This is a genomic window from Novosphingopyxis sp., from assembly GCF_965218915.1.
In the GTDB taxonomy this organism is placed as follows: Bacteria; Pseudomonadota; Alphaproteobacteria; order Sphingomonadales; family Sphingomonadaceae; genus Novosphingopyxis.
This window is the reverse complement of sequence record NZ_OZ244708.1, coordinates 191,547-210,282: the sequence shown is the minus strand read 5'-3', so window position 1 is coordinate 210,282 and position 18,736 is coordinate 191,547. Positions and strand designations below refer to the sequence as shown.

Genomic DNA, 18,736 nt, shown 5'->3' with positions numbered 1-18,736 from the left:
GCCAAAATCCGTGCGAGTTCAAAGGGAATGTGGGAGGAAAGCATGGTTTTTCGAAGCGCTGTAGCGTTTATGCAACATATGTTTTTCGGCGATCATGAGGCTTTTGCGCAGGCGCGCAATCCTCTAGGTCTCACCCGATTGTGCGAACGGGAGGACAATATGATCCGGCATTTTACAGCGGTCGCGGCCTTGGCCGGTATGGCCTTGCTCCATTCGGCCCCTGCGCCGGCGCAGGAAAACGTCCCGCTCAGGACGCCGGAGCAGTTCTCGGCCGTCATCGCCTGCCGCGCCCTTGCCGACGAGACAAAGCGCCTGGCCTGTTATGACCGCCAGGTCGCGGCGCTGGAAAGAGCCGCCGACGACAGGGACATCGTCATCGCCGATCGCGAGAGCGTGCGCGAGACGCGGCGCGGCCTGTTCGGTTTCTCGCTCCCCAAAATCAACCTGTTCGGCGGGGACGATGAGGAGGAATTCCAGGAAATCAACACGACGATCGCGAGCGCACGGCAGATCGGCTATGGCTATTATTCGATCGAACTGGAGGATGGCGCGCGCTGGGAGCAGACCGACGGCAAGCTCGTATTGTCACCCAAATCCGGGCAAAAGATCAAAATCAAGCGCGGCGCGGTGGGCACCTTCTTCGCCAATGTGAACGGGCAGCCCGGCATCCGCGTCCGCCGCGTCCAGTAAGCTTCAGCCGTTCGGGGGGCCCGCCACCAGCAGCGGGTCGATCCGGGCGTCCTTCCATTTGAGACCCCAGTGCAGATGCGGGCCGGTGGCGCGGCCGGTTTGGCCGACTTTTCCTATGGGCTGACCCTGAGTCACATGGTCGCCTTCGTTGACCAGGATTTCCGACGCGTGGAGGAAGGCGCTGTTGAGACCCATGCCGTGATCGATGATGATCAGCTTGCCCTCCAGCGTGAACTCGTCCCGCGCGGCGAGCGTCACCACGCCGTCGGCGGGCGCGACGAATGTGGTGCCGGTGGGTACGGCGATATCCGCGCCGCCATGATAGCTGCCGGGCTTGCCCTGATAGACACGCTGCGATCCGAAATAGCCTGACTGGCGGCCCTTGACCGGCCAGATGAAATCCTGCAGCCATCCCTGACTGTCGACATGCCGCGCGCGCGAAGCCACGATCTGCGTCACTTCGGGGCCGCGCCTGGCCTCGAACGCCGCGCTGCTGACCCCGGCATGATAGGGCGTGTTGATATATTCCAGCTTCCAGTCGCCGGGGGAAATCTGCAGCTTGCGCTCCACGGTGCCCCCATCGGCCAGCCGCGCCTCGAACCGCACTTCGGCGGGGGCATCGCGGTCCAGGCCGACGATGAAGAAGCCGTCCTTGCCGATCTCCACCGGCTCGCCCTGGAAGCTGAGACTGACCGCGCCGGTCGGCACGCGGCCCGTGAGCAGCGCGCCCTGGACCGGCGGCCCTTCGAACCGAAAACCGGCACGCACCGGTTCGGACTGGGTCGGTGCGGGTGTGGGCACCGGTGCCACAACAACCGGCTCCGGCGGCGCGCGCGGCGGCACGCTACCGGCCACGCAGGAGCCGAGCGCGATGCTGCCGAGCGCGGCGAATGCAAACCTGCCACTCATTGCGGCGACCCCTTCATTGCGGCGATAGCGCGCCGACCGAAATCTCGGCCGTGGCATAGGGCTCCTGCCGCTCGACGCTCCAGTACCGCAGTTCCTCGAGCGCGATCGGCGCGCCGGTCACCGCGCAGATCACGTGATCGCCGGGCGAGAGCAAGCGAAAGCCATTGGCCATATAGTGAAGCCGCGCGGGGCGGCTGGAAGCGGACATCAGCATGACTGTATCTCTAGGTTGGAATTTCTGAGGATGGCCTGAATAGCACAGGGCTGAACATCAGAAGAGCGTCTCCTGTTTCAAGTCCCGGCGCGGCTTGGGCGGGCGGGCGGGCGCTTTGCCGGGTGCGCGGTCAGTCGCGATCGCACCCAGCGCTCCGTCGGCGAACTTGACGTTGAACTGACCCGCCGCGCGGGCGGCGGCAGCGCTGGTCAGCGCGCCGCCATGCGGCGAGACGACGAGCGCATAGCCGCGCTGAAGGGGTCGCTCGGGATGAAGCTGTTCCATCAGCCGGACGCGGTTGGAGAACTGATCTGCGGCGCGCGCCAGCACGCGCTCGACCAATCGGGCGTCGAGACCAACGCGGCCGAGGCGTTCCGCCGCCACGTCAAACTGGCGTTCCAGCAAGGCGGGCCGCAAAGCACCGGCATGTTCGGCAAGCCGACGAGCCGCGCGGTCCGCCCGCGCGCCGAGCGCCTGACCGAGCCGATCGCCGAGATCGTCGATGCGCTGGCCGCGCTGTTCGACCAGCTGCGCCGGATCGGGCAGCAGCCGCCGCTGCGCTTCCAGCCGTTCCATCGCCTGCTCGACCCGGCGCGACAGAGCGGCTTGCATCCGCGCGCCCTGCTGCGCGACGAATGCGAGCAGTTCGCTGCGCACCGGCACCGCGATCTCGGCGGCGGCGGTCGGCGTGGGCGCGCGGCGGTCGGCGGCGTAATCGGCCAGCGTGGTGTCGGTCTCGTGCCCCACAGCGGAGATGACCGGGATCGCGGACGCGGCGATGGCGCGCACCACCGCCTCCTCGTTGAACGCCCACAGATCCTCGATCGACCCGCCGCCGCGCGCGACGATCAGCAGGTCGGGCCGCTCGCCCTCGGGCAGCGCGTTGAACCCGGCCAGCGCGTTCGCAACCATGCCCGCCGCGGCATCGCCCTGCACCTGTACCGGCCAGACCAGCACCTCGCTCGGAAAGCGGTCGGACAGGCGGTGGAGGATATCGCGGATCACCGCGCCGGTGGGCGAGGTGACGACGCCGATGCGGCGCGGCACGAACGGCAGCGCTTTCTTGCGCTCCTGCGCGAACAGGCCTTCCTCCGCCAGCTTGGCCTTGAGCCGTTCGAGCAACTGCATCAGCGCGCCCTCGCCGGCCAGCTCCAGCGTATCGGCGACCAGCTGATATTTGGAACGCCCGGGATAGGTGGTGAGCTTGCCGGTCGCGATCACCTCGATCCCGTCCTGCGGCGAGAAGGCGAGCTTGCCGGCGCAGCCCTTCCACACCACCGTGTCGAGACAGGCCTTGTCATCCTTCAGCGTCAGATAGCAATGGCCGGACGCGGCCCGTTTGAAACCCGAAATCTCGCCGCGCACCCGGACATGGCCGAACCGGTCCTCCACGGTGCGCCTGAGCGAGGCCGAGAGTTCGCTGACCGAGAAGGGCGGGGCGTTGTCGCCCCCCCGCACATCGGCTAGCAAGCGGCCGGTTTCATCGATTTGAGGGCTTATCGCCATGAATATCCTGCTATTGGGCGGCGGCGGGCGCGAGCATGCGCTGGCGTGGAAATTGGCACAATCGCCGAGCCTGCGCAAATTGTTCGCAGGCCCGGGCAATCCGGGCATCGCCGAATGCGCGACATGCGTGACGCTGGATGCGGGCGATCACGAGGCAGTGGCAGAGTTCTGCAAGGATCGGCAAATCGACCTCGTCGTCGTCGGACCCGAAGCGCCTTTGGTGGACGGTCTCGCCGATAGCCTGCGCGCCGAGGGAATTGCGGTGTTCGGCCCGTCCAAAGCCGCGGCGCAGCTCGAAGGATCGAAGGCGTTTACCAAGGCGCTGTGCGACCGCGCGGGTATCCCCACCGCCGCCTATGTCCGCTCCAGCAGCGAGGATGCGGCGCAGGCAGCCTTGCAAAAATTCGGTCTGCCGGTGGTGATCAAGGCCGACGGGCTGGCGGCGGGCAAGGGCGTGATCGTCGCGCAGACCCATGAGCAAGCGCGGCAAGCCGTCGCCGACATGTTCGCGGGCGGCTTCGGCGCGGCCGGGCAGGAAATCGTCATCGAGGCGTTCCTCGAGGGCGAGGAAGCGAGTTTCTTCGCGATCACCGACGGCAAGACCGTGGTGCCGTTCGGCAGCGCGCAGGACCACAAGCGCGTCGGCGACGGCGATACCGGCCCCAATACCGGCGGCATGGGCGCCTACAGCCCGGCGCCGGTGCTGACTGAAGCGCTGACCGGCCAGGTGATGAGAGAAATCGTCGAGCCCACCGTCGCGGCGATGGCGGCCGAGGGCATGCCCTATTCCGGCGTGCTCTATGCCGGGCTGATGCTCACCGCCGAGGGCCCCCAGCTGATCGAATACAACTGCCGCTTCGGCGATCCCGAATGCCAGGTGCTGATGATGCGCTTCGAGGGCGATATGGCCGCGCTGATGCTGGCTACCGCGCAAGGCCGACTGGCCGAGGCGGAGTTGCCGGTTTTCTCCGAACAGACCGCGCTCACCGTGGTGATGGCCGCCAACGGCTACCCCGCCAGCCCCGAAAAGGGCGGCGTGATCGCCGGGATCGACCGCGCAAAGGCGACCGGCGCAACGCTGTTCCACGCAGGGACCGCGCGCGACGGCGATCATCTCGTGGCCGCGGGCGGCCGCGTGCTGAACGTGGCGGCGCTGGGAACCTCCGTGACCGAAGCGAAACAGCGCACCTATGACGGCGTCGATGCGATTGCCTTCCCCGGCGGTTTCGCCCGGGGCGATATCGGCTGGCGCGAAGTGGAGCGCGAGGCGCGGCGGGGCTGACCGCGGATAGCTTCGGTGATTGATCTCCATGCGGCGGCTGGACTAAGGATCGGTCCGACATCGGATCGAGACTCGAACGGGGCCCTTCATGCTACATTTTTTTCTGGAATACGCTGTCTTCTTCGTGATCGTCATCGCGCTGATCGCGGTCGTGCTGCTGTTCACGCTCTCGCGCGGCAAGGGGCGCTCGCGGCATGTGGCCGCCGATCGCCTGCCGGACGATGCGAAACGCGCGCACCAGGCCGATAACGCGGTCCTTTCAGGCGACATGGCAGGCACGTCGGCCGCCGCCGCCGGGGCGCGGCAAGATGGGTTGACCCAGGCACACGTCACCGAGACCGAGACGGCGTTGGCCCAGGACAGCGGCGCGGTGACGGCCGAATCCGAACCAGCCGAAGCACTCGTCGTGACGCAGCCTGCGCCGGTCGAGGCTCCGGCCACTGAACCGACAGCGGCGCAGCAGCCGTCCGCCGCGCCCGTTCCGGCCGCCACCACCGGCAGCGATGAGCTGCTTCAGATGAAGGGCGTCGGTCCCAAGCTGGTCGCGCGGCTGCATGAGCTGGGCATCACCCGTTTCGATCAGATCGCGGCATGGGACGATGCCGATGTGGCGCGGATCGACGGCGAGCTGGGCAATTTCAGGGGCCGCATCCGCCGCGACGACTGGATCGACCAGGCGCGGCTGCTGGCGGCGGGCGACAGGGCGGCGTTCGAGGCGAAATATGGCTCGCTCGGCAAATGAAGGTGATTGCTTGGGTTCACTCCCAACATTTGTTCGTCACCTCAGCGAAAGCTGGGGTCTCGGGCGGAATTGCATCGATGCCCGAGATGCCAGCTTTTCGCTGGCATGACGACTAAGTTTTCAGGTGGAATCAAGACGTATTGAGCACTGAACGCTCAGCCTGCTGGTCTGCGAAAACAGCATCGCCGAAAACAGACATTTGCGCCGCACCCTCAGCCGATCATGCTGACCAGCAGCTTGTCGATCTTGCGGCCGTCCATGTCGACCACCTCGAAGCGCCAGCCCTGATCCTCGAACGCCTCGCCCTCTTCAGGCAGGCGGCGCAGGATATAGAGCGCGTGGCCCGCCGCGGTCGCGTAATCGCGGTCCTCGGGCAGGTCGATGTCGAGCCGTTCGGCCAAACTGTCGGCCGATAACGCGCCCGAGACGAGCAGACTGCCGTCCCTGCGCTCGATGATGGAGGGCGTTTCGCCCGCTTGCCGGTCGCTCTCGAACTCGCCGGCGATCGAGCTGAGTAGGTCGTTGGGGGTCACGATACCTTCGAAGTGACCATATTCGTCGTGGACCAGCACCATCGGCACCTCGGCCTTGCGCAAAATCTCCAGTGCGTCCATCGCATCGAGCTGATCGGGCACGATATCCGCGCGCCGCATCAGATCGCGCAGGTTGATCGGCATGCCGCGGAACTGCGCCGAGACGATGTCGCGCGCCTGCACCACGCCCAGGATATTGTCGATGGATTCTTCGGCCACGGGCAGCCGCGTGTGCGAGGATTCGAGCAATTTCCTGCGCACGTCCGCCGCGGTCGCGTTGACCGGCAGCCAGTCGATATCCGTGCGCGGCGTCATCACCTCGCGCACCGGCCGGTCGGCCAGTCGCACCACGCCGCTGATCACCGCGCGTTCGTGCTCCTCGATCACGCCCGACTGATGCGCCTCGGCGAAGATCATCTGCAGTTCCTCGGCCGAGAGCGCCTTTCGCGAGTCGCGGCGCAGGCCGATCATGCGAAAGATCAGCGCGCTCGAATTGTCGAGCAGCCACACGATCGGCATGGCGATCCGCGCCAGCCATTCCATCGGCAGCGCCATGATCGCGGCGAATTTTTCGGGCGCGACCAGCGCGATCTGCTTGGGCACCAGCTCGCCCACCACCAGCGAGAGATAGGTGGTGAGCCCGATCACCACGCCGAAGCCCAGGGTTTGCGCCAGCCCCGGATCGATGCCGAGCAGCGCGATGCGTTCCGCCACCGGCCCGCCCAGGCTCGCGCCCGAATAGGCGCCGGCGACGATGCCGATGAGCGTGATGCCGATCTGCACGGTGGAGAGGAACTTGCCCGGGTCCCTGCCCAGCCGTAGCGCCGCCTTGGCGCCCGCATTGCCGCGATCGGCCAGCGCGCCGAGCCGAGCCGTGCTCGCCGACACGATCGCCAGTTCGGACAGCGCGAACACGCCGTTCAACACCACCAGCGCCAGGATGATCGCCAGATCGGTCCACGGAAAAGCGGTCAGGGAGTTCATTGCGTATCTGGAACCATTATCCCGAGCTTCCGTTTCCCGCCTGCAACATTTGCTAAAAAAGCCGTGCTCACCGAACCCAAGCCGTTCGTCTCGACCGACACAATGGCCCCGGCAGATCGTTTGTCGAAGCAATTTAGGAGATCGAAGATGAAATTCACCCGTTCACACGCCCTGATCGCGACCGCTTCCGCCGCCGCGCTAACGCTTTCCGCCTGCGTTACCAACCCCAATACGGGCCAAAAGGAATTCGCCTATCGCTCCGCCATCGGCGCCGGCGTGGGCGCGCTGGGCGGTTATCTGCTCGGCGATCTCGTCGGCGGACGCAACGATCGCACCGCCAAGATCATCGGTGCCGGCCTCGGCGCGGTCGCCGGCGGGGGCGTCGGCTATTATATGGACCGCCAGGAACAGAAGCTGCGCGAGCAGACCGCCGGCACCGGCGTGGACGTGATCCGCGACGGCGACAATCTGGTGCTCGATCTGCCCAGCTCGATCACCTTTGCGGTCGACAGCTCGAACGTCGACGCGCAGTTCCGCAACACGCTGGACCAAGTCGCGACCACGCTGAACGAATATCCCAACACCTATATCGACGTGCTCGGACACACCGATTCGACCGGCACCGACCAGTATAACCAGGCGCTGTCCGAGCGCCGCGCCAGCGCGGTGGCGAACTATCTTTCCTCGCGCGGCGTCAATTCCGCCCGGATGGCGACGCTCGGCTACGGCGAGAGCCAGCCCAAGGCGAGCAACGCCACCGAGGAGGGCCGCGCCGCCAACCGCCGCGTGGAAATTCGAATCACGCCGGTGACGCAGCAGGACGTCAACGCGGTGCGTTGATCGCTTGATCGATAGACCGTATCAAACATGAAACGCCGCCCGGTCCCCCGGGCGGTGTTTTTCAGCGGCGATATCCGCCCGTTCCCTTTGCTCGTCACCCCAGCGAAAGCTGGGGGTCTCCGGCCGGATCGCTCAAACGCCTGGGATGCCAGCTTTCGCTGGCATGACGATCCAAGGAACGAGCATGGCGCGGGCGACCAGCGTTCGAACGATCAGACCGGAATGCCCTGCAGCAGCTTGGGCATCGTCCCGCTGGTGCCGCGCGCCTCGTCCATGAAAAAGCCCTGCAGCGGCCTGGCGCGCGCCACCAGTCCCATGCCGAAGCGTCGCAGCGCGGAGGCGGGACTCCCCGGAATGCCGAACAGCCGGTTCAGCCCGTCGGTCGCCATCGCCACCATCAGCGTGTCGAGCCCGCGCCAGCGTTCGTATCGGGCGAGCAGCTGCGCATCGCCCGGCTCCAGCCCCAGCCGCATCCCGTCGACCAGCACCTCGGTCAGCGCGGCGACATCGCGAAAGCCCAGATTGAGGCCCTGCCCGGCGATCGGGTGGATGCCGTGCCCGGCGTCGCCGATCAGCACCAGGCGTGTCCCGCTCACCCGCGCGCTGTGGTGGAAACCGAGCGGATAGGAACTGCGCGGCGCGGCCATGTCGATCCGCCCCAGCGTACCGCCGCTGGCTTTTTCCAGCTCTGCCGCGAAGCCGCGGTCCGACAGTTTCAGATAACCCGGCGCATCGCCGCGCGGGATCGACCAGACGATCGCCGAACGGTGCCGCCCGTCCGTATCGTCCAGCATCGGCAGCAGCGCGAACGGGCCGGTCGAATAGAAGATTTCATAGGCGACGTTTCCATGCGGCTTCTCGTGATAGACCGCGCCGACGATGGCGCTGTGATCATATTGCCAGCGCGCCGGCCGGATGCCCGCCTGTTCGCGGGTTTCGCTGCCGCGCCCCTCGGCGGCGATCAGCAGCGGCGCGGCGAGATCGGTCCCGTCCGCGAGCACGACATGCGCCGCGCCCGGATCGAACCGGCGCTCGGTGACCTCCCGCCCCATATGCAGCGTGATATGCTCGCTCGCCCTGGCGGCATCGAACAGGGTCCGGCGCAAGAGATGGTTCTCGTACATCGTGCCGAGCGCGTCGCCCGCGCGCTCGGACCGGAAATCGAGCCCGCCGGGGCGCAGATTGTCGAGCACCTTGATCGTTTCGATCGCGCAGCCCTTGCCCGCCAGCGCAGTGCCCAGTCCGATCGTTTCCAGCATCGCCATGCTGGAACTGGACACCGCCGACGTCCGCCCGTCGAACCCGTGCGTCGCCATCGCATCCGGATCGAAGCGCTCGACCACATGGGTGGCCACCCCCTGCGAAGCCAGCGCGAGCGCCTGCGTCAGGCCGATGAGCCCGCCGCCAAGGATGATCGCCGCTTGTGCCATGATGGTCTCCGATGTTTCCTTATCTCCATGTAAAGCCTGGCGCTCCAGGTGCAATTGCCGCGGTGGTTCGGTGTGAATCGGCGGCGGTCTTTTGTATCCAAACACCGGCATCGGCCAAACACCGGCATCGGATAGTGCCCCAATTTGAACTATCCCTCTCCCGCTTGCGGGAGAGGAGCGAGACTTACGAGCTTGCTCGTTAGTCGCAGCGGAGAGGGCGGTTGCGCAGAGCTAGTCCGTCGATGGCGCTTGCGCGCCACCCACCCTCTTCCAACTGCGCCCGGGATTAAATCCGGGGCTCCGTATCCTTCTCCCGCCGAGGCGGGAGAAGGCGTGGATGCGAGAACTCAAACCTCCAATCGCTGCAAACGCCTTTCCTACACAGTTATATTCATGATATGTTCTTAAGTTCGCTATGACGGAGATCTATGATGGATTGGCCCGCAGCCCCTGTTCTTGTCAGCCCTTTCCGCCCTGCACGCTCGCAGGTCCCGGGTCGCGCAATCTTTCGGCCGGGAGCGAACAGGGGGGGGGATGTATGCGGTTCTTTACGAACTTCCGATTGCAACGATGGATTTGCGCGAACGGTCGGCCCGGTCCGGAGCCTGAGTACCGCGGCGCTTGACGGGGAGTCTCCGGTTGGCGCAAAAGACGGGCTCACAAGGGGAACATCGCCATGGCGAGCCGTCCGAGCGGACAGAAGGAAGCCGAATGGCAGGCGCTGATGCGCGCCAGCATCGCGCGCTCGGCGGGGTTGATCGGCGCGGTGCTGATCGGCGCGTTCACCGCCGTCTACACCATTTCGCTCTTGACCTTTTCGGCGGCCGACCGCGCGTTCAACACCGACGCCGCGGGCGCTCCGCACAACTGGTTCGGCCAGACCGGGGCCTATGTGGCCGACGGCGCGCTGACCCTGTTCGGGCTCGCCGCGATCCTGCTCGCCCCGCTCGGCGCGGTATTGACCCGGCGGCTGTGGCGCGACGTGCCGCAACCGCATTGGCTGCGCCAGATCCTGCTCTGTCTGCTCGGCACGTTGCTTACCGCCTTTGCGATCGGTTATGCCGGACGCGCCGCCGAAGTTGGTCTGCCCGCCGGCTGGGGCGGCGTGCCCTCGCTGCTGCTGAACAACGGTGCGGAGGCTCTGATCGGCATGGCCGGCGAGGGCTGGCGGGGGTTTTTGCGGTTCCTGACGATCGCGGTCTCGCTGATCGGCGGGCTGGCGCTGGTGGTGATGTCGCTCGAACTGGGCCGGCCCCTGCTGCGCATCCCCTCGGTCAAACTACCCGTCTTGCGCCGAGGTGCGGCGAACGCAGACGATTTCGATGCTGAAGACGCAGATCGCGGGATCGTGCGGGAACAGGAGATCGAGGCGCCCAAGCCGCCGACCGCGCCCGCTCCGCCGCGCCCGCAGGTCAAACCCGACGACCGTCCGCCGCCCGAAATCGCCGACCGCAAGCTCTCGCCCGCCAAGGCCACGCTGACCAACGCGCGGCAGGGCGATTTCTTCGGCCCCTATTCGCTGCCGCCGGTCGACCTGCTCGATCCGCCGCCGCAGAGCGAGGCGCCCAAGCTCGACAAGGCGGCGCTGGAGCGCAATGCGCGGCTGCTCGAGTCCGTGCTCGAGGATTTCCGCGTGCAGGGCGAGATCAAGGCGGTGCGCCCCGGACCCGTGGTCACCATGTACGAACTGGAACCCGCGCCCGGCACCAAGGCGGCGCGCGTGGTCTCGCTCGCCGAGGATATCGCGCGCAACATGTCGGCGCTGTCGGCGCGCGTCTCGACCGTGCCCGGCCGCGCGATCCTGGGCATCGAACTGCCCAACAAGACCCGCGAGGCGGTGGTGCTGCAGGAGATGATCCAGTCCAGCGCGTTCGCCGAGCAGAGCGGCAACCTCCCGATCATCCTGGGCAAGAACATCTCGGGCGATCCGGTGGTCGCGGACCTTTCGCCGATGCCGCATCTGCTGGTCGCGGGCACCACCGGCTCGGGCAAGTCGGTCGGCCTCAACTGCATGATCCTGTCGCTGCTCTACCGGCTGACGCCGGACCAGTGCCGGATGATCATGATCGATCCCAAGATGCTGGAACTCAGCACCTACGACGATATCCCGCATCTGCTCTCGCCGGTGGTGACCGAACCCGCCAAGGCGATCCGCGCGCTGAAATGGGCGGTCGAGCAGATGGAGGACCGCTACCGCATGATGGCGAGCCTGTCGGTGCGCAATCTCGCCAATTTCAACGAAAAGGTCCGCGCCGCCAAGGGCAAGGGCAAGCCGCTCGGCCGCAAGGTGCAGATCGGCTACGACCCGGCGACCGGCCAGCCGGAATATGAGGAAGAGCAGCTCGAATATGAGGAGATGCCGCAGATCGTGATCGTGGTCGACGAGCTGGCCGACCTGATGATGACCGCGGGCAAGGAGGTCGAGTTCCTGATCCAGCGGCTGGCGCAAAAGGCGCGCGCGGCGGGCATCCACCTGATCATGGCGACGCAGCGCCCCTCGGTCGACGTCATCACCGGCGTGATCAAGGCCAATCTGCCGACGCGAATCAGCTTTCACGTCACCTCCAAGATCGATTCGCGCACGATCCTGGGCGAACAGGGCGCCGAGCAGCTGCTGGGCAAGGGCGACATGCTCTACATGGCGGGCGGCAAGCAGGTGACCCGCATCCACGGGCCGTTCGTTTCGGACGACGAGGTCCGCCGCGTCGCCGATCACTGGCGCGCGCAGGGCCAGCCCGATTATGTCCAGTCGGTCACCGAGGAGCCCGAGGACGGCGGCTTCGCGCTCGACGGCATCGGCCCGGCCGACAGCGCCGAGGACTCGCAATACCGCAAGGCCTGCCAGCTCGTGTTCGAAAGCCAGAAGGCCTCGACCAGCTGGCTGCAGCGGCAATTGCGCGTGGGCTATAACAGCGCGTCGCGGCTGATCGAGCGGATGGAGGAGGAGGGTCTCGTCTCATCGCCCAACCATGTCGGCCGCCGCGAGGTGCTGCGCGACGCGTTCGGTGCCGAGGGGTGAATGAAAGCAGAGGAGGACGATATGGACCGGGACGTGCAGCGGACTGAAGTCGATCGAAATTATGATTTTTTTTCGAGAAACCTGGCTCGGTTCCTTCCAGCCCATGAGGGCGAATACGCTCTGCTGAGGCATCAGGAGATTGTCAGTTTCTTCAGCAATGCAGGCGATGCATATGCTCAAGGTGCCAAGCAATTCCGCGACGGCATTTTCTCCATACAGGAAGTCGATCCAGAGCCCGTACATCTCGGGCTCTATTCCAATGCCAGTCATTGAATGGAAGCATGACCGTCAGCGGATTCTGTTTCCGATCTGGGTCGCTCCGCAGGCAGACGCGGCGAATTCCGCGCACTCCATTACGATAGCAGCCCTTTTGGATACTGGCGCCACCAGCTCCGGCATTCGGCAGGATATCATCGATGAATTGGATTTGCCCGTCCGGGGACGCCGAATGATCGGAACGGCAAATGGCGAACTGAGCGCCACCCAACATCTGGTGCGGCTGGGTTTCTATCCCGGCGTCTATGATCAACCGGACTATCCCGCACCGAACCAGATGCCCTATGTCATGACGGAAGATTGGATGTGCCATAGCCTGTTGCCAAATTTCACCTTCGGCATGATCGTCGGGATGAACTTGATCGGTCGGACAAACTTTTCGATCCGTACCGATGGTTCCGTTCGAATGGAGCTACCCCAAGTTTCCTTGATAAATGCGTGAACGGGAGTTGCTCCTGTAATTCAGGGCTCATTCAATGCCGGGGTCGTAATTTTTCATCAGTTTTTTTCAGGAGTTTACTTATGGTCCGCAAATCCATTGCGATCGCCGCCGCCTTGGCGATGATGCCGATGGTCGCCAGCGCGCCGTCCGCCATCGCCGCGACCAGCCAGAGCTCCGATCTCGCTCATGTCGCCGCGCATCTCAAGGCGGCGAACACGATGACCGCCGGCTTTACCCAGAGCGACCGCGACGGCCAGACGCTCACCGGCAGATTGACGCTGAAGCGTCCGGGCCGCATCCGCTTCCAGTATCAAAAGGATGTGCCGCTGCTGATCGTGGCCGACGGCAAGGCGCTGACCATGATCGATTACGAGGTCAAGCAGGTCCAGCGCTGGCCGGTCGCCAACAGCCCGCTCTCGGCGCTGCTCGATCCCGATCACAATCTCGCCAGATATGGCAAGGTGGTCAGCACCGGCAACGACAAGGTCGTGCGCGTCGACGTGCGCGATCCAAAACATCCCGAATACGGGCTGCTTAGCATGATCTTCGTGCGCAATGCGACCGCGCCCGGCGGGTTGATGCTCGATAGCTGGGTGGCGCTCGATTCGCAGAACAATCGCACCACCGTTCGGCTGCGCGACCAGAAATTCAACGCGCCGGTTTCGGACAATGCCTTTCGCTGGAAGGACCCGCGCGGCGCCTCGCGTCGATAGACCGTGCCGGGGATGCCGCGGACCGCTAAAATGGCCGGAAGCTGACGCCAATGTTCATTCTGGCGACAGGTGGACGGCGGTAGAAAGATCGAACAGGGACGGTCGATCGAGCGGGTTCCCCCCTGTTGCTCGCTCTCATATCGGCCGCTTCTGACAAAGCGTGACGAACGCAAGCTTGGCCCCCATCCCTTTTTGCCCCCGGGATGGGGGTTTTGCTTTGTTAGCCGCCGGCCGCGCGGTCGACGCGAGCATAGTTTGCGCCCTTGGGTTTTGCCGCGTCCTGACCTAAGTCGTGCGACATGCCCCGAACCATCCGCATCGCCTCCTGGAACATCAACAGCGTACGCGCGCGCATCGAAATCGTGGCGCGGTTTTTGAGCGAGCAGGCGCCGGACATCCTGTGTCTGCAAGAAACCAAGGTGGTCGACGAGCAATTTCCGGAAACCCCTTTCCGCACGCTCGGCTATAAACATCTCATGCTGCACGGACAGCCGATGCACCACGGCGTGTGCATCCTCAGCAAGATCCCGCTGACCCAGGACGACCGGCTCGACTGGCAGAATAATGGCGAGGCGCGGCATCTGGGCGTGCGTCTGCCCAATGGCTGGCGGCTGGAAAATGTCTACATTCCCGCGGGCGGCGACGTGCCGGACCGCGAGGAGAATCCGAAGTTCGGCCAGAAGCTCGATTTTCTGGAGCGGATGATCGCCTGGTCCGGCACGCTGGAACATCCCACCATCCTGACCGGCGATTTCAACGTCGCGCCGCTGGAAAGCGATGTCTGGAGCCACAAGCAGCTGCTGAACGTCGTCAGCCACACCCCGATCGAGGTCGAGACGCTGGACCGGCTACAAGCGGCCGGAGACTGGGTTGATATCGGTCGCCACTTCCACGCGGCCCCCGCGCGGCTTTACACCTGGTGGAGTTACCGCGCGCGGGACTGGGCCGCATCCGATCGCGGACGGCGGCTCGATCATATGTGGGTGACGCCCGATCTCAAGGATCATGCCGTCGGCCATGTGGTGCATGAACCGGCACGCGGCTGGCTGCGCCCGTCCGATCATATTCCGATCGTTACGGAATTCCGCCTTTGAACGGCGCGTCCGACGGCAAGCGCGCGGCCCGCGCGATCGATGCGCTGCGACGCGGTTGGCCGGTGCGGATATCGGACGACAGCGGCGGCTATGTCTGCCAGTCGGTCGAAACATTGTTCACGGACGAGGTCGATCCCGGCGCGGCTCTGCTGATCTCGGCCGAACGCGCGGCAACGCTCAAGATCGTCAACCAGCGCGAGGCGGCACATGGCGGGCTGCCCGTCCTGATCCGAGCGCCGGAACCGCTCGACGCGGCCAGCGCGATGGCGATCGCCGATCCCGCGCGCGACCTCGCCAATCCGTTCAAGGGACCGTTCAAGGCGCTGCCGCTGGGCCATGAGGCAGCCGCGCGCGCCGCGATCGACCTAGCGCGCTTCGCCGGTCTGCTGCCCGCGCTCGTCATCGGCGGCGGGGCCGAAGGTGCCGCCGAGGCCAGCGCCGCCGACATTGCCGCCTATCGCGATCCATCGCACTTGCGCATCGCCGCGCGCGCGCGGCTTCCGGTCGCGGCCGCCGAGGACAGCCACGTCGTCGTGTTCCGCGCCGAGGCCGACGCGCGCGAGCATGTCGCGCTGGTCGTCGGCACGCGCGGGAACGGCCCGCCGCTCGTGCGCCTGCACAGCGAGTGCTTGACCGGCGATGTGCTGGGCAGCCTGAAATGCGATTGCGGTCCGCAGCTCGCCGCGGCCGTGCGGCGGATGGAAAGCGCAGGCTGGGGCGTGCTCCTGTATCTGCGACAGGAGGGGCGCGGCATCGGCCTCGTCAACAAATTGCGCGCCTATGATCTGCAGGACCAGGGGTTCGATACCGTCGACGCGAACCGTCGCCTGGGTTTCGCCGACGACGCGCGCGATTACGCGGTGGCAGCGCGGATGCTGGAGCTGCTCGGGATCGACATGGTGCGGCTGCTGACCAACAATCCGGCCAAGATGGCGGGATTGGAGGCGGCGGGGATCGCGGTGACCGAGCGCCTGCCGATACGGATCGAAGCCAATCCCCATAACGCGCATTATCTCGGCACCAAGCGGGACCGCTCCGGGCATCAGCTCTAAGGTCTCGAGCGGACCGTCACGCCACCTGCCGCTCCTCGTCGAATTCGCCTTTTGCGGCTTCCAGAAGCCTGCTCTCAAGCGTTTTCAAGCGCGAGGCAGCGGTAATCTTGTCGCCGAGCAGATCGGTCACGTAAAATGTGTCGACCGCACGCTCGCCATAGGTCATGATATGCGCGCTGCGGATCGTCGCCTTGCTTCGGAACAAGGCCTGAGCGAGGCTGTTGAGCAGCGCCGGTCGGTCGCGCGCATTGACCTCGATCACGGTGAAGCGATTGGAGGCATCGTTGTCGCTCACCACGAACGGCGCGACCTCGAAGGCGGTGGCGCGGGCGAACGGAAGCGGGCGCCGTTCCAGCCGGTCGACCATGCGGGTGCGGCTCGTGAGCGCCTCGACGATCGCGCCGCGCAAGCGCTCCAATTGTACGCTGTCACGAAAGGGCCGCCCCTGCGGGTCCTGCACCAGGAAATTGTCCATCGCCATGCCGTCGGTGGTGGTGTGGACGCGCGCGTCGATGACCGAAGCGCCGGCCAGGTGGATCGCGCCGACGATACGGTAGAACAAGCCGGGATGGTCGGCGGCGTAGACCGAAACGAGCGTCGCGCCGCGTGTCGCATAGAAACAGGCGTCGATCGACAGCGGCTCGTCGCCCGCCGCCAGCAGATCGCGCGCGTTGCGCAGCACGATATCGTCGGGCTCGGCGATCCAATAGGCATCGGGGAAGCGCTTCGCCAGCTGGGCGAATTCCTGTTCGGGCAAATCGAGCGCCGCCCGCAGCTTGTCCTTACTCTGCTCGATCCGCTCGGCGCGGCCATGCTCCTTGTGGCCGAGGCGCAGCACTTCTTCGGCCGCGCTGTACAGATCGCCGAGCAGCTGCCGCTTCCAGCTGTTCCACACCCCCGGCCCCACCGCGCGGATATCGACCACGGTCAGCAGCAGCAACAGCTTCAACCGCTCGACCGACTGAACCTCGTCGGTGAAATCGGCGATCGTCTTGTAATCGGCCAGATCGCGCTTGAACGCGGTTGCGCTCATCAGGAGATGATAGCGCACCAGCCAGCTGACCAGCTCGGTTTCGGCGCTGTCCAGCCCCAGCCGGGGACATAGTTTCAGCGCGATCCCGGCACCGATCACGCTATGGTCGCCGCCGCGCCCCTTGGCGATATCGTGCAGCAAAGTCGCGACGTAAAGCACGCGGCGATGCTTCAATTTGGGCAGCATGTCGGTCGCCAGCGGATGATCCCCGGCGAGCTTGCCGCTCTCGATATCGGACAGCAGCCCGATCGCGCGGATGGTGTGCTCGTCGACGGTGTAATGATGATACATGTCGAACTGCATCTGCGCGACCACGCGGCCGAATTCAGGGACGAAGCGCCCGAACACCGTCGCTTCGTTCATCCACCGCAGGACTTTCGCGGGATCGCGCGGCGAACTCAGCACATCGAGAAACAGCGCATTGGCGTGCGCGTCCTTGCGCACCGCGCTGTCGATGCTCTTCGCATCGCGCCGCGCCGCGCGCATCGCCAGCGGGTGGATTTCATAACCGAAGCGGTCGGCAAGGGAGAACATCTCGATCATCCGCACCGGGTCCTCGCGCAGAAAGTCGTCAGCGGGAATCGCGATGCGGCCCTGGTCGAGCTGGAAACCGTTGAGCTTCTTCAGCGATTTGGGGCGGCGCGTGAAGCGATGGCGGAGCTTCTTCGCCTGCGCTTCCTCCAGATGACTGAGGAACAGCCCGGTGAGATCGCCGACCGTCTTGGCGTTGGTGAAATAGAATTTCATGAACCGCTCGACCGACGAACTGCCCGCCCGATCGGAATAGCCCATCCGCTCGGCGACTTCGCGTTGCAGATCGAAGGTCAGCCGGTCCTCGGCACGGCTGGTGATCGTGTGAAGGTGGCAGCGCACCGCCCATAGAAAATTCTCCGCGCGGCGGAACTTGCGATATTCGGCGCGGGTGAACAACCCTTCGGCGACCAGCTCGGCGGCGCGCGGCACGCGGTACATATATTTGCCGATCCAGTAGAGCGTCTGCAGATCGCGCAGCCCTCCCTTGCCCTCCTTGACGTTGGGTTCGACGACATAACGGCTGTCACCCATGCGGCGATGGCGCGCATCGCGTTCCTCGATCTTCTGCTGGATGAACAGCGGTACGGTGCCCGCCACCACCTCGTTCCAGAAGCGGTTCGCCGCCTCGTCATAGAGCGCGCGGTCGCCCCAGATGAAGCGCGCTTCGAGCAATGACGTACGGATGGTCACGTCCTCGCGCGCGAGCTTGACCATCTCGTCGAGCGAGCGGCTGGAATGGCCGACCTTCAGCCCCAGGTCCCACAGCAGATAGAGCACCGCCTCGACCACCTGCTCGGTCCAGCCGGTGCGCTTGTACGGGGTGATGAACGCCAGATCGACGTCGCTATGCGGCGCCATCTCGCCGCGGCCATAGCCGCCGAGTGCGTGGAGCGAAAGGCGTTCGCTCCTGGAGGGGTTGCTGGCGGGGTAAAGATGCTCGGTGACATAATCATGGATCAGTCGGATGATCTGGTCGACCAGATGTGCCTGTTCGGCGGCCCGGGCATGGCCCTCGGTCGGCTCGGCCTCGAGCCGGCGCGCGATCTCGGCGCGCCCCTCGGCGAGCGCGGCTTGCAGCAATTCGCGGATTTCCGGGCGCGCCGCGCGTCCGCCCCGCCCGGAGATCAGGCCATCGATCCGGCCGGCGAGTTCGCGCCGATCGATGATCGCACGCTGGTTTTCGAACTTGTCGCGGATCCCCGTCATGAAATCGATATGGGCACGGGCATCCTGCTTCTCAAACCTTCAGATAGCGGCTTGGTTCGAATTCGCCGGACCGCGGAAGGGCACAAAAGACACGATACGTCCCCCCTCCTTTCGCACCCGGCCGAAGCTGTGCGCGCTTTTGTGCCCGCCGTCCCCGAATGGCGGGGCGGGCAGCGAAAAGATGACGGGCGGATATGTTCATCGTCGCTTTCCATGATCGAGAACGCGGAACATATC

At 65.4% G+C, this 18,736-nt stretch carries 16 protein-coding genes; 10 read left to right on the top strand and 6 right to left on the bottom strand.

Annotated features, from left to right (window positions below):
- The first annotated feature begins 69 nt into the window (after positions 1 to 69).
- Positions 70 to 690, top strand: a complete 621-nt coding sequence (locus ACOQPC_RS01080) for a hypothetical protein (RefSeq protein WP_420606831.1) — start codon at positions 70 to 72, stop codon at positions 688 to 690.
- A 3-nt stretch (positions 691 to 693) separates the two neighbouring features.
- Here the strand turns inward: ACOQPC_RS01080 and ACOQPC_RS01075 are convergent, their stop codons facing one another.
- The 3 genes from ACOQPC_RS01075 to xseA are packed head-to-tail and all read right to left on the bottom strand — an operon-like array spanning position 694 to position 3,319.
- Positions 694 to 1,599: a M23 family metallopeptidase gene (locus ACOQPC_RS01075; RefSeq protein ID WP_420606830.1), complete on the bottom strand. Its 906-nt coding sequence runs from the start codon at positions 1,597 to 1,599 to the stop codon at positions 694 to 696.
- Positions 1,600 to 1,612: 13 nt separating this feature from the next.
- A complete protein-coding gene (locus tag ACOQPC_RS01070; protein WP_420606829.1) occupies positions 1,613 to 1,813 on the bottom strand; it encodes a DUF2093 domain-containing protein in 201 nt (66 codons plus the stop codon).
- 57 nt (positions 1,814 to 1,870) lie between these two features.
- Positions 1,871 to 3,319, bottom strand: coding sequence for an exodeoxyribonuclease VII large subunit (xseA, locus tag ACOQPC_RS01065; RefSeq protein WP_420606828.1), 1,449 nt, complete (start codon positions 3,317 to 3,319; stop codon positions 1,871 to 1,873).
- Between xseA and purD the strand changes: the two genes are divergently transcribed.
- Positions 3,318 to 4,601 carry a phosphoribosylamine--glycine ligase gene (purD, locus tag ACOQPC_RS01060; protein WP_420606827.1) on the top strand — a complete coding sequence of 428 codons (1,284 nt, stop codon included), beginning with the start codon at positions 3,318 to 3,320 and terminating at the stop codon, positions 4,599 to 4,601. The two genes, xseA and purD, sit on opposite strands and share 2 nt — an antisense overlap.
- An 88-nt stretch (positions 4,602 to 4,689) precedes the next feature.
- Positions 4,690 to 5,343 (top strand): hypothetical protein, encoded by a 654-nt coding sequence (locus ACOQPC_RS01055; protein WP_420606826.1) that lies wholly within the window; start codon positions 4,690 to 4,692, stop codon positions 5,341 to 5,343.
- Between the two features lie 212 nt (positions 5,344 to 5,555).
- Here the strand turns inward: ACOQPC_RS01055 and ACOQPC_RS01050 are convergent, their stop codons facing one another.
- The gene (locus ACOQPC_RS01050; RefSeq protein ID WP_420606825.1) at positions 5,556 to 6,860 is read right to left on the bottom strand and encodes a hemolysin family protein; all 1,305 of its coding nucleotides are present in this window, start codon (positions 6,858 to 6,860) and stop codon (positions 5,556 to 5,558) included.
- A 147-nt stretch (positions 6,861 to 7,007) separates the two neighbouring features.
- On the opposite strand from ACOQPC_RS01050, the gene ACOQPC_RS01045 reads away from it, so the two are divergent.
- Entirely contained in the window at positions 7,008 to 7,700 is a 693-nt protein-coding gene (locus ACOQPC_RS01045) for an OmpA family protein (RefSeq protein WP_420606824.1), read from the top strand.
- A gap of 212 nt (positions 7,701 to 7,912) precedes the next feature.
- Here ACOQPC_RS01045 and ACOQPC_RS01040 read toward each other — a convergent pair whose 3' ends face one another.
- Complete coding sequence (locus tag ACOQPC_RS01040) at positions 7,913 to 9,130, bottom strand: FAD-dependent monooxygenase (RefSeq protein WP_420606823.1); 1,218 nt, start codon at positions 9,128 to 9,130, stop codon at positions 7,913 to 7,915.
- A 676-nt stretch (positions 9,131 to 9,806) separates the two neighbouring features.
- Here ACOQPC_RS01040 and ACOQPC_RS01035 point away from each other — a divergent pair.
- From ACOQPC_RS01035 to ribA, 6 genes are all read left to right on the top strand, one after another.
- Positions 9,807 to 12,149, top strand: coding sequence for a DNA translocase FtsK (locus tag ACOQPC_RS01035; RefSeq protein ID WP_420606822.1), 2,343 nt, complete (start codon positions 9,807 to 9,809; stop codon positions 12,147 to 12,149).
- The gene (locus ACOQPC_RS01030) at positions 12,150 to 12,422 is read left to right on the top strand and encodes a hypothetical protein (protein ID WP_420606821.1); all 273 of its coding nucleotides are present in this window, start codon (positions 12,150 to 12,152) and stop codon (positions 12,420 to 12,422) included. It begins immediately after the preceding gene.
- A complete protein-coding gene (locus tag ACOQPC_RS01025) occupies positions 12,409 to 12,867 on the top strand; it encodes an aspartyl protease family protein (RefSeq protein WP_420606820.1) in 459 nt (152 codons plus the stop codon). The genes ACOQPC_RS01030 and ACOQPC_RS01025 overlap by 14 nt, the downstream gene beginning before the upstream one ends.
- Before the next feature lie 80 nt (positions 12,868 to 12,947).
- Entirely contained in the window at positions 12,948 to 13,580 is a 633-nt protein-coding gene (locus tag ACOQPC_RS01020; protein ID WP_420606819.1) for a LolA family protein, read from the top strand.
- A 299-nt stretch (positions 13,581 to 13,879) separates the two neighbouring features.
- The gene (locus ACOQPC_RS01015; RefSeq protein ID WP_420606818.1) at positions 13,880 to 14,674 is read left to right on the top strand and encodes an exodeoxyribonuclease III; all 795 of its coding nucleotides are present in this window, start codon (positions 13,880 to 13,882) and stop codon (positions 14,672 to 14,674) included.
- The gene (gene ribA, locus ACOQPC_RS01010; RefSeq protein WP_420606817.1) at positions 14,671 to 15,726 is read left to right on the top strand and encodes a GTP cyclohydrolase II; all 1,056 of its coding nucleotides are present in this window, start codon (positions 14,671 to 14,673) and stop codon (positions 15,724 to 15,726) included. Before ACOQPC_RS01015 ends, ribA begins: the two co-directional genes overlap by 4 nt.
- Before the next feature lie 16 nt (positions 15,727 to 15,742).
- Here ribA and ACOQPC_RS01005 read toward each other — a convergent pair whose 3' ends face one another.
- Entirely contained in the window at positions 15,743 to 18,499 is a 2,757-nt protein-coding gene (locus ACOQPC_RS01005; protein WP_420606816.1) for a [protein-PII] uridylyltransferase, read from the bottom strand.
- Positions 18,500 to 18,736 lie beyond the last annotated feature (237 nt).

Bases quoted from the DNA above. Each gene is read 5' to 3' on its own strand.
- ACOQPC_RS01080 (WP_420606831.1), top strand. From the start codon at position 70: ATGCAACATATGTTTTTCGGCGATCATGAGGCTTTTGCGCAGGCGCGC.
- ACOQPC_RS01075 (WP_420606830.1), bottom strand. From the start codon at position 1,599: ATGAGTGGCAGGTTTGCATTCGCCGCGCTCGGCAGCATCGCGCTCGGC.
- ACOQPC_RS01070 (WP_420606829.1), bottom strand. From the start codon at position 1,813: ATGCTGATGTCCGCTTCCAGCCGCCCCGCGCGGCTTCACTATATGGCC.
- purD (WP_420606827.1), top strand. From the start codon at position 3,318: ATGAATATCCTGCTATTGGGCGGCGGCGGGCGCGAGCATGCGCTGGCG.
- xseA (WP_420606828.1), bottom strand. From the start codon at position 3,319: ATGGCGATAAGCCCTCAAATCGATGAAACCGGCCGCTTGCTAGCCGAT.
- ACOQPC_RS01055 (WP_420606826.1), top strand. From the start codon at position 4,690: ATGCTACATTTTTTTCTGGAATACGCTGTCTTCTTCGTGATCGTCATC.
- ACOQPC_RS01050 (WP_420606825.1), bottom strand. From the start codon at position 6,860: ATGAACTCCCTGACCGCTTTTCCGTGGACCGATCTGGCGATCATCCTG.
- ACOQPC_RS01045 (WP_420606824.1), top strand. From the start codon at position 7,008: ATGAAATTCACCCGTTCACACGCCCTGATCGCGACCGCTTCCGCCGCC.
- ACOQPC_RS01040 (WP_420606823.1), bottom strand. From the start codon at position 9,130: ATGGCACAAGCGGCGATCATCCTTGGCGGCGGGCTCATCGGCCTGACG.
- ACOQPC_RS01035 (WP_420606822.1), top strand. From the start codon at position 9,807: ATGGCGAGCCGTCCGAGCGGACAGAAGGAAGCCGAATGGCAGGCGCTG.
- ACOQPC_RS01030 (WP_420606821.1), top strand. From the start codon at position 12,150: ATGAAAGCAGAGGAGGACGATATGGACCGGGACGTGCAGCGGACTGAA.
- ACOQPC_RS01025 (WP_420606820.1), top strand. From the start codon at position 12,409: ATGCCAGTCATTGAATGGAAGCATGACCGTCAGCGGATTCTGTTTCCG.
- ACOQPC_RS01020 (WP_420606819.1), top strand. From the start codon at position 12,948: ATGGTCCGCAAATCCATTGCGATCGCCGCCGCCTTGGCGATGATGCCG.
- ACOQPC_RS01015 (WP_420606818.1), top strand. From the start codon at position 13,880: ATGCCCCGAACCATCCGCATCGCCTCCTGGAACATCAACAGCGTACGC.
- ACOQPC_RS01005 (WP_420606816.1), bottom strand. From the start codon at position 18,499: ATGACGGGGATCCGCGACAAGTTCGAAAACCAGCGTGCGATCATCGAT.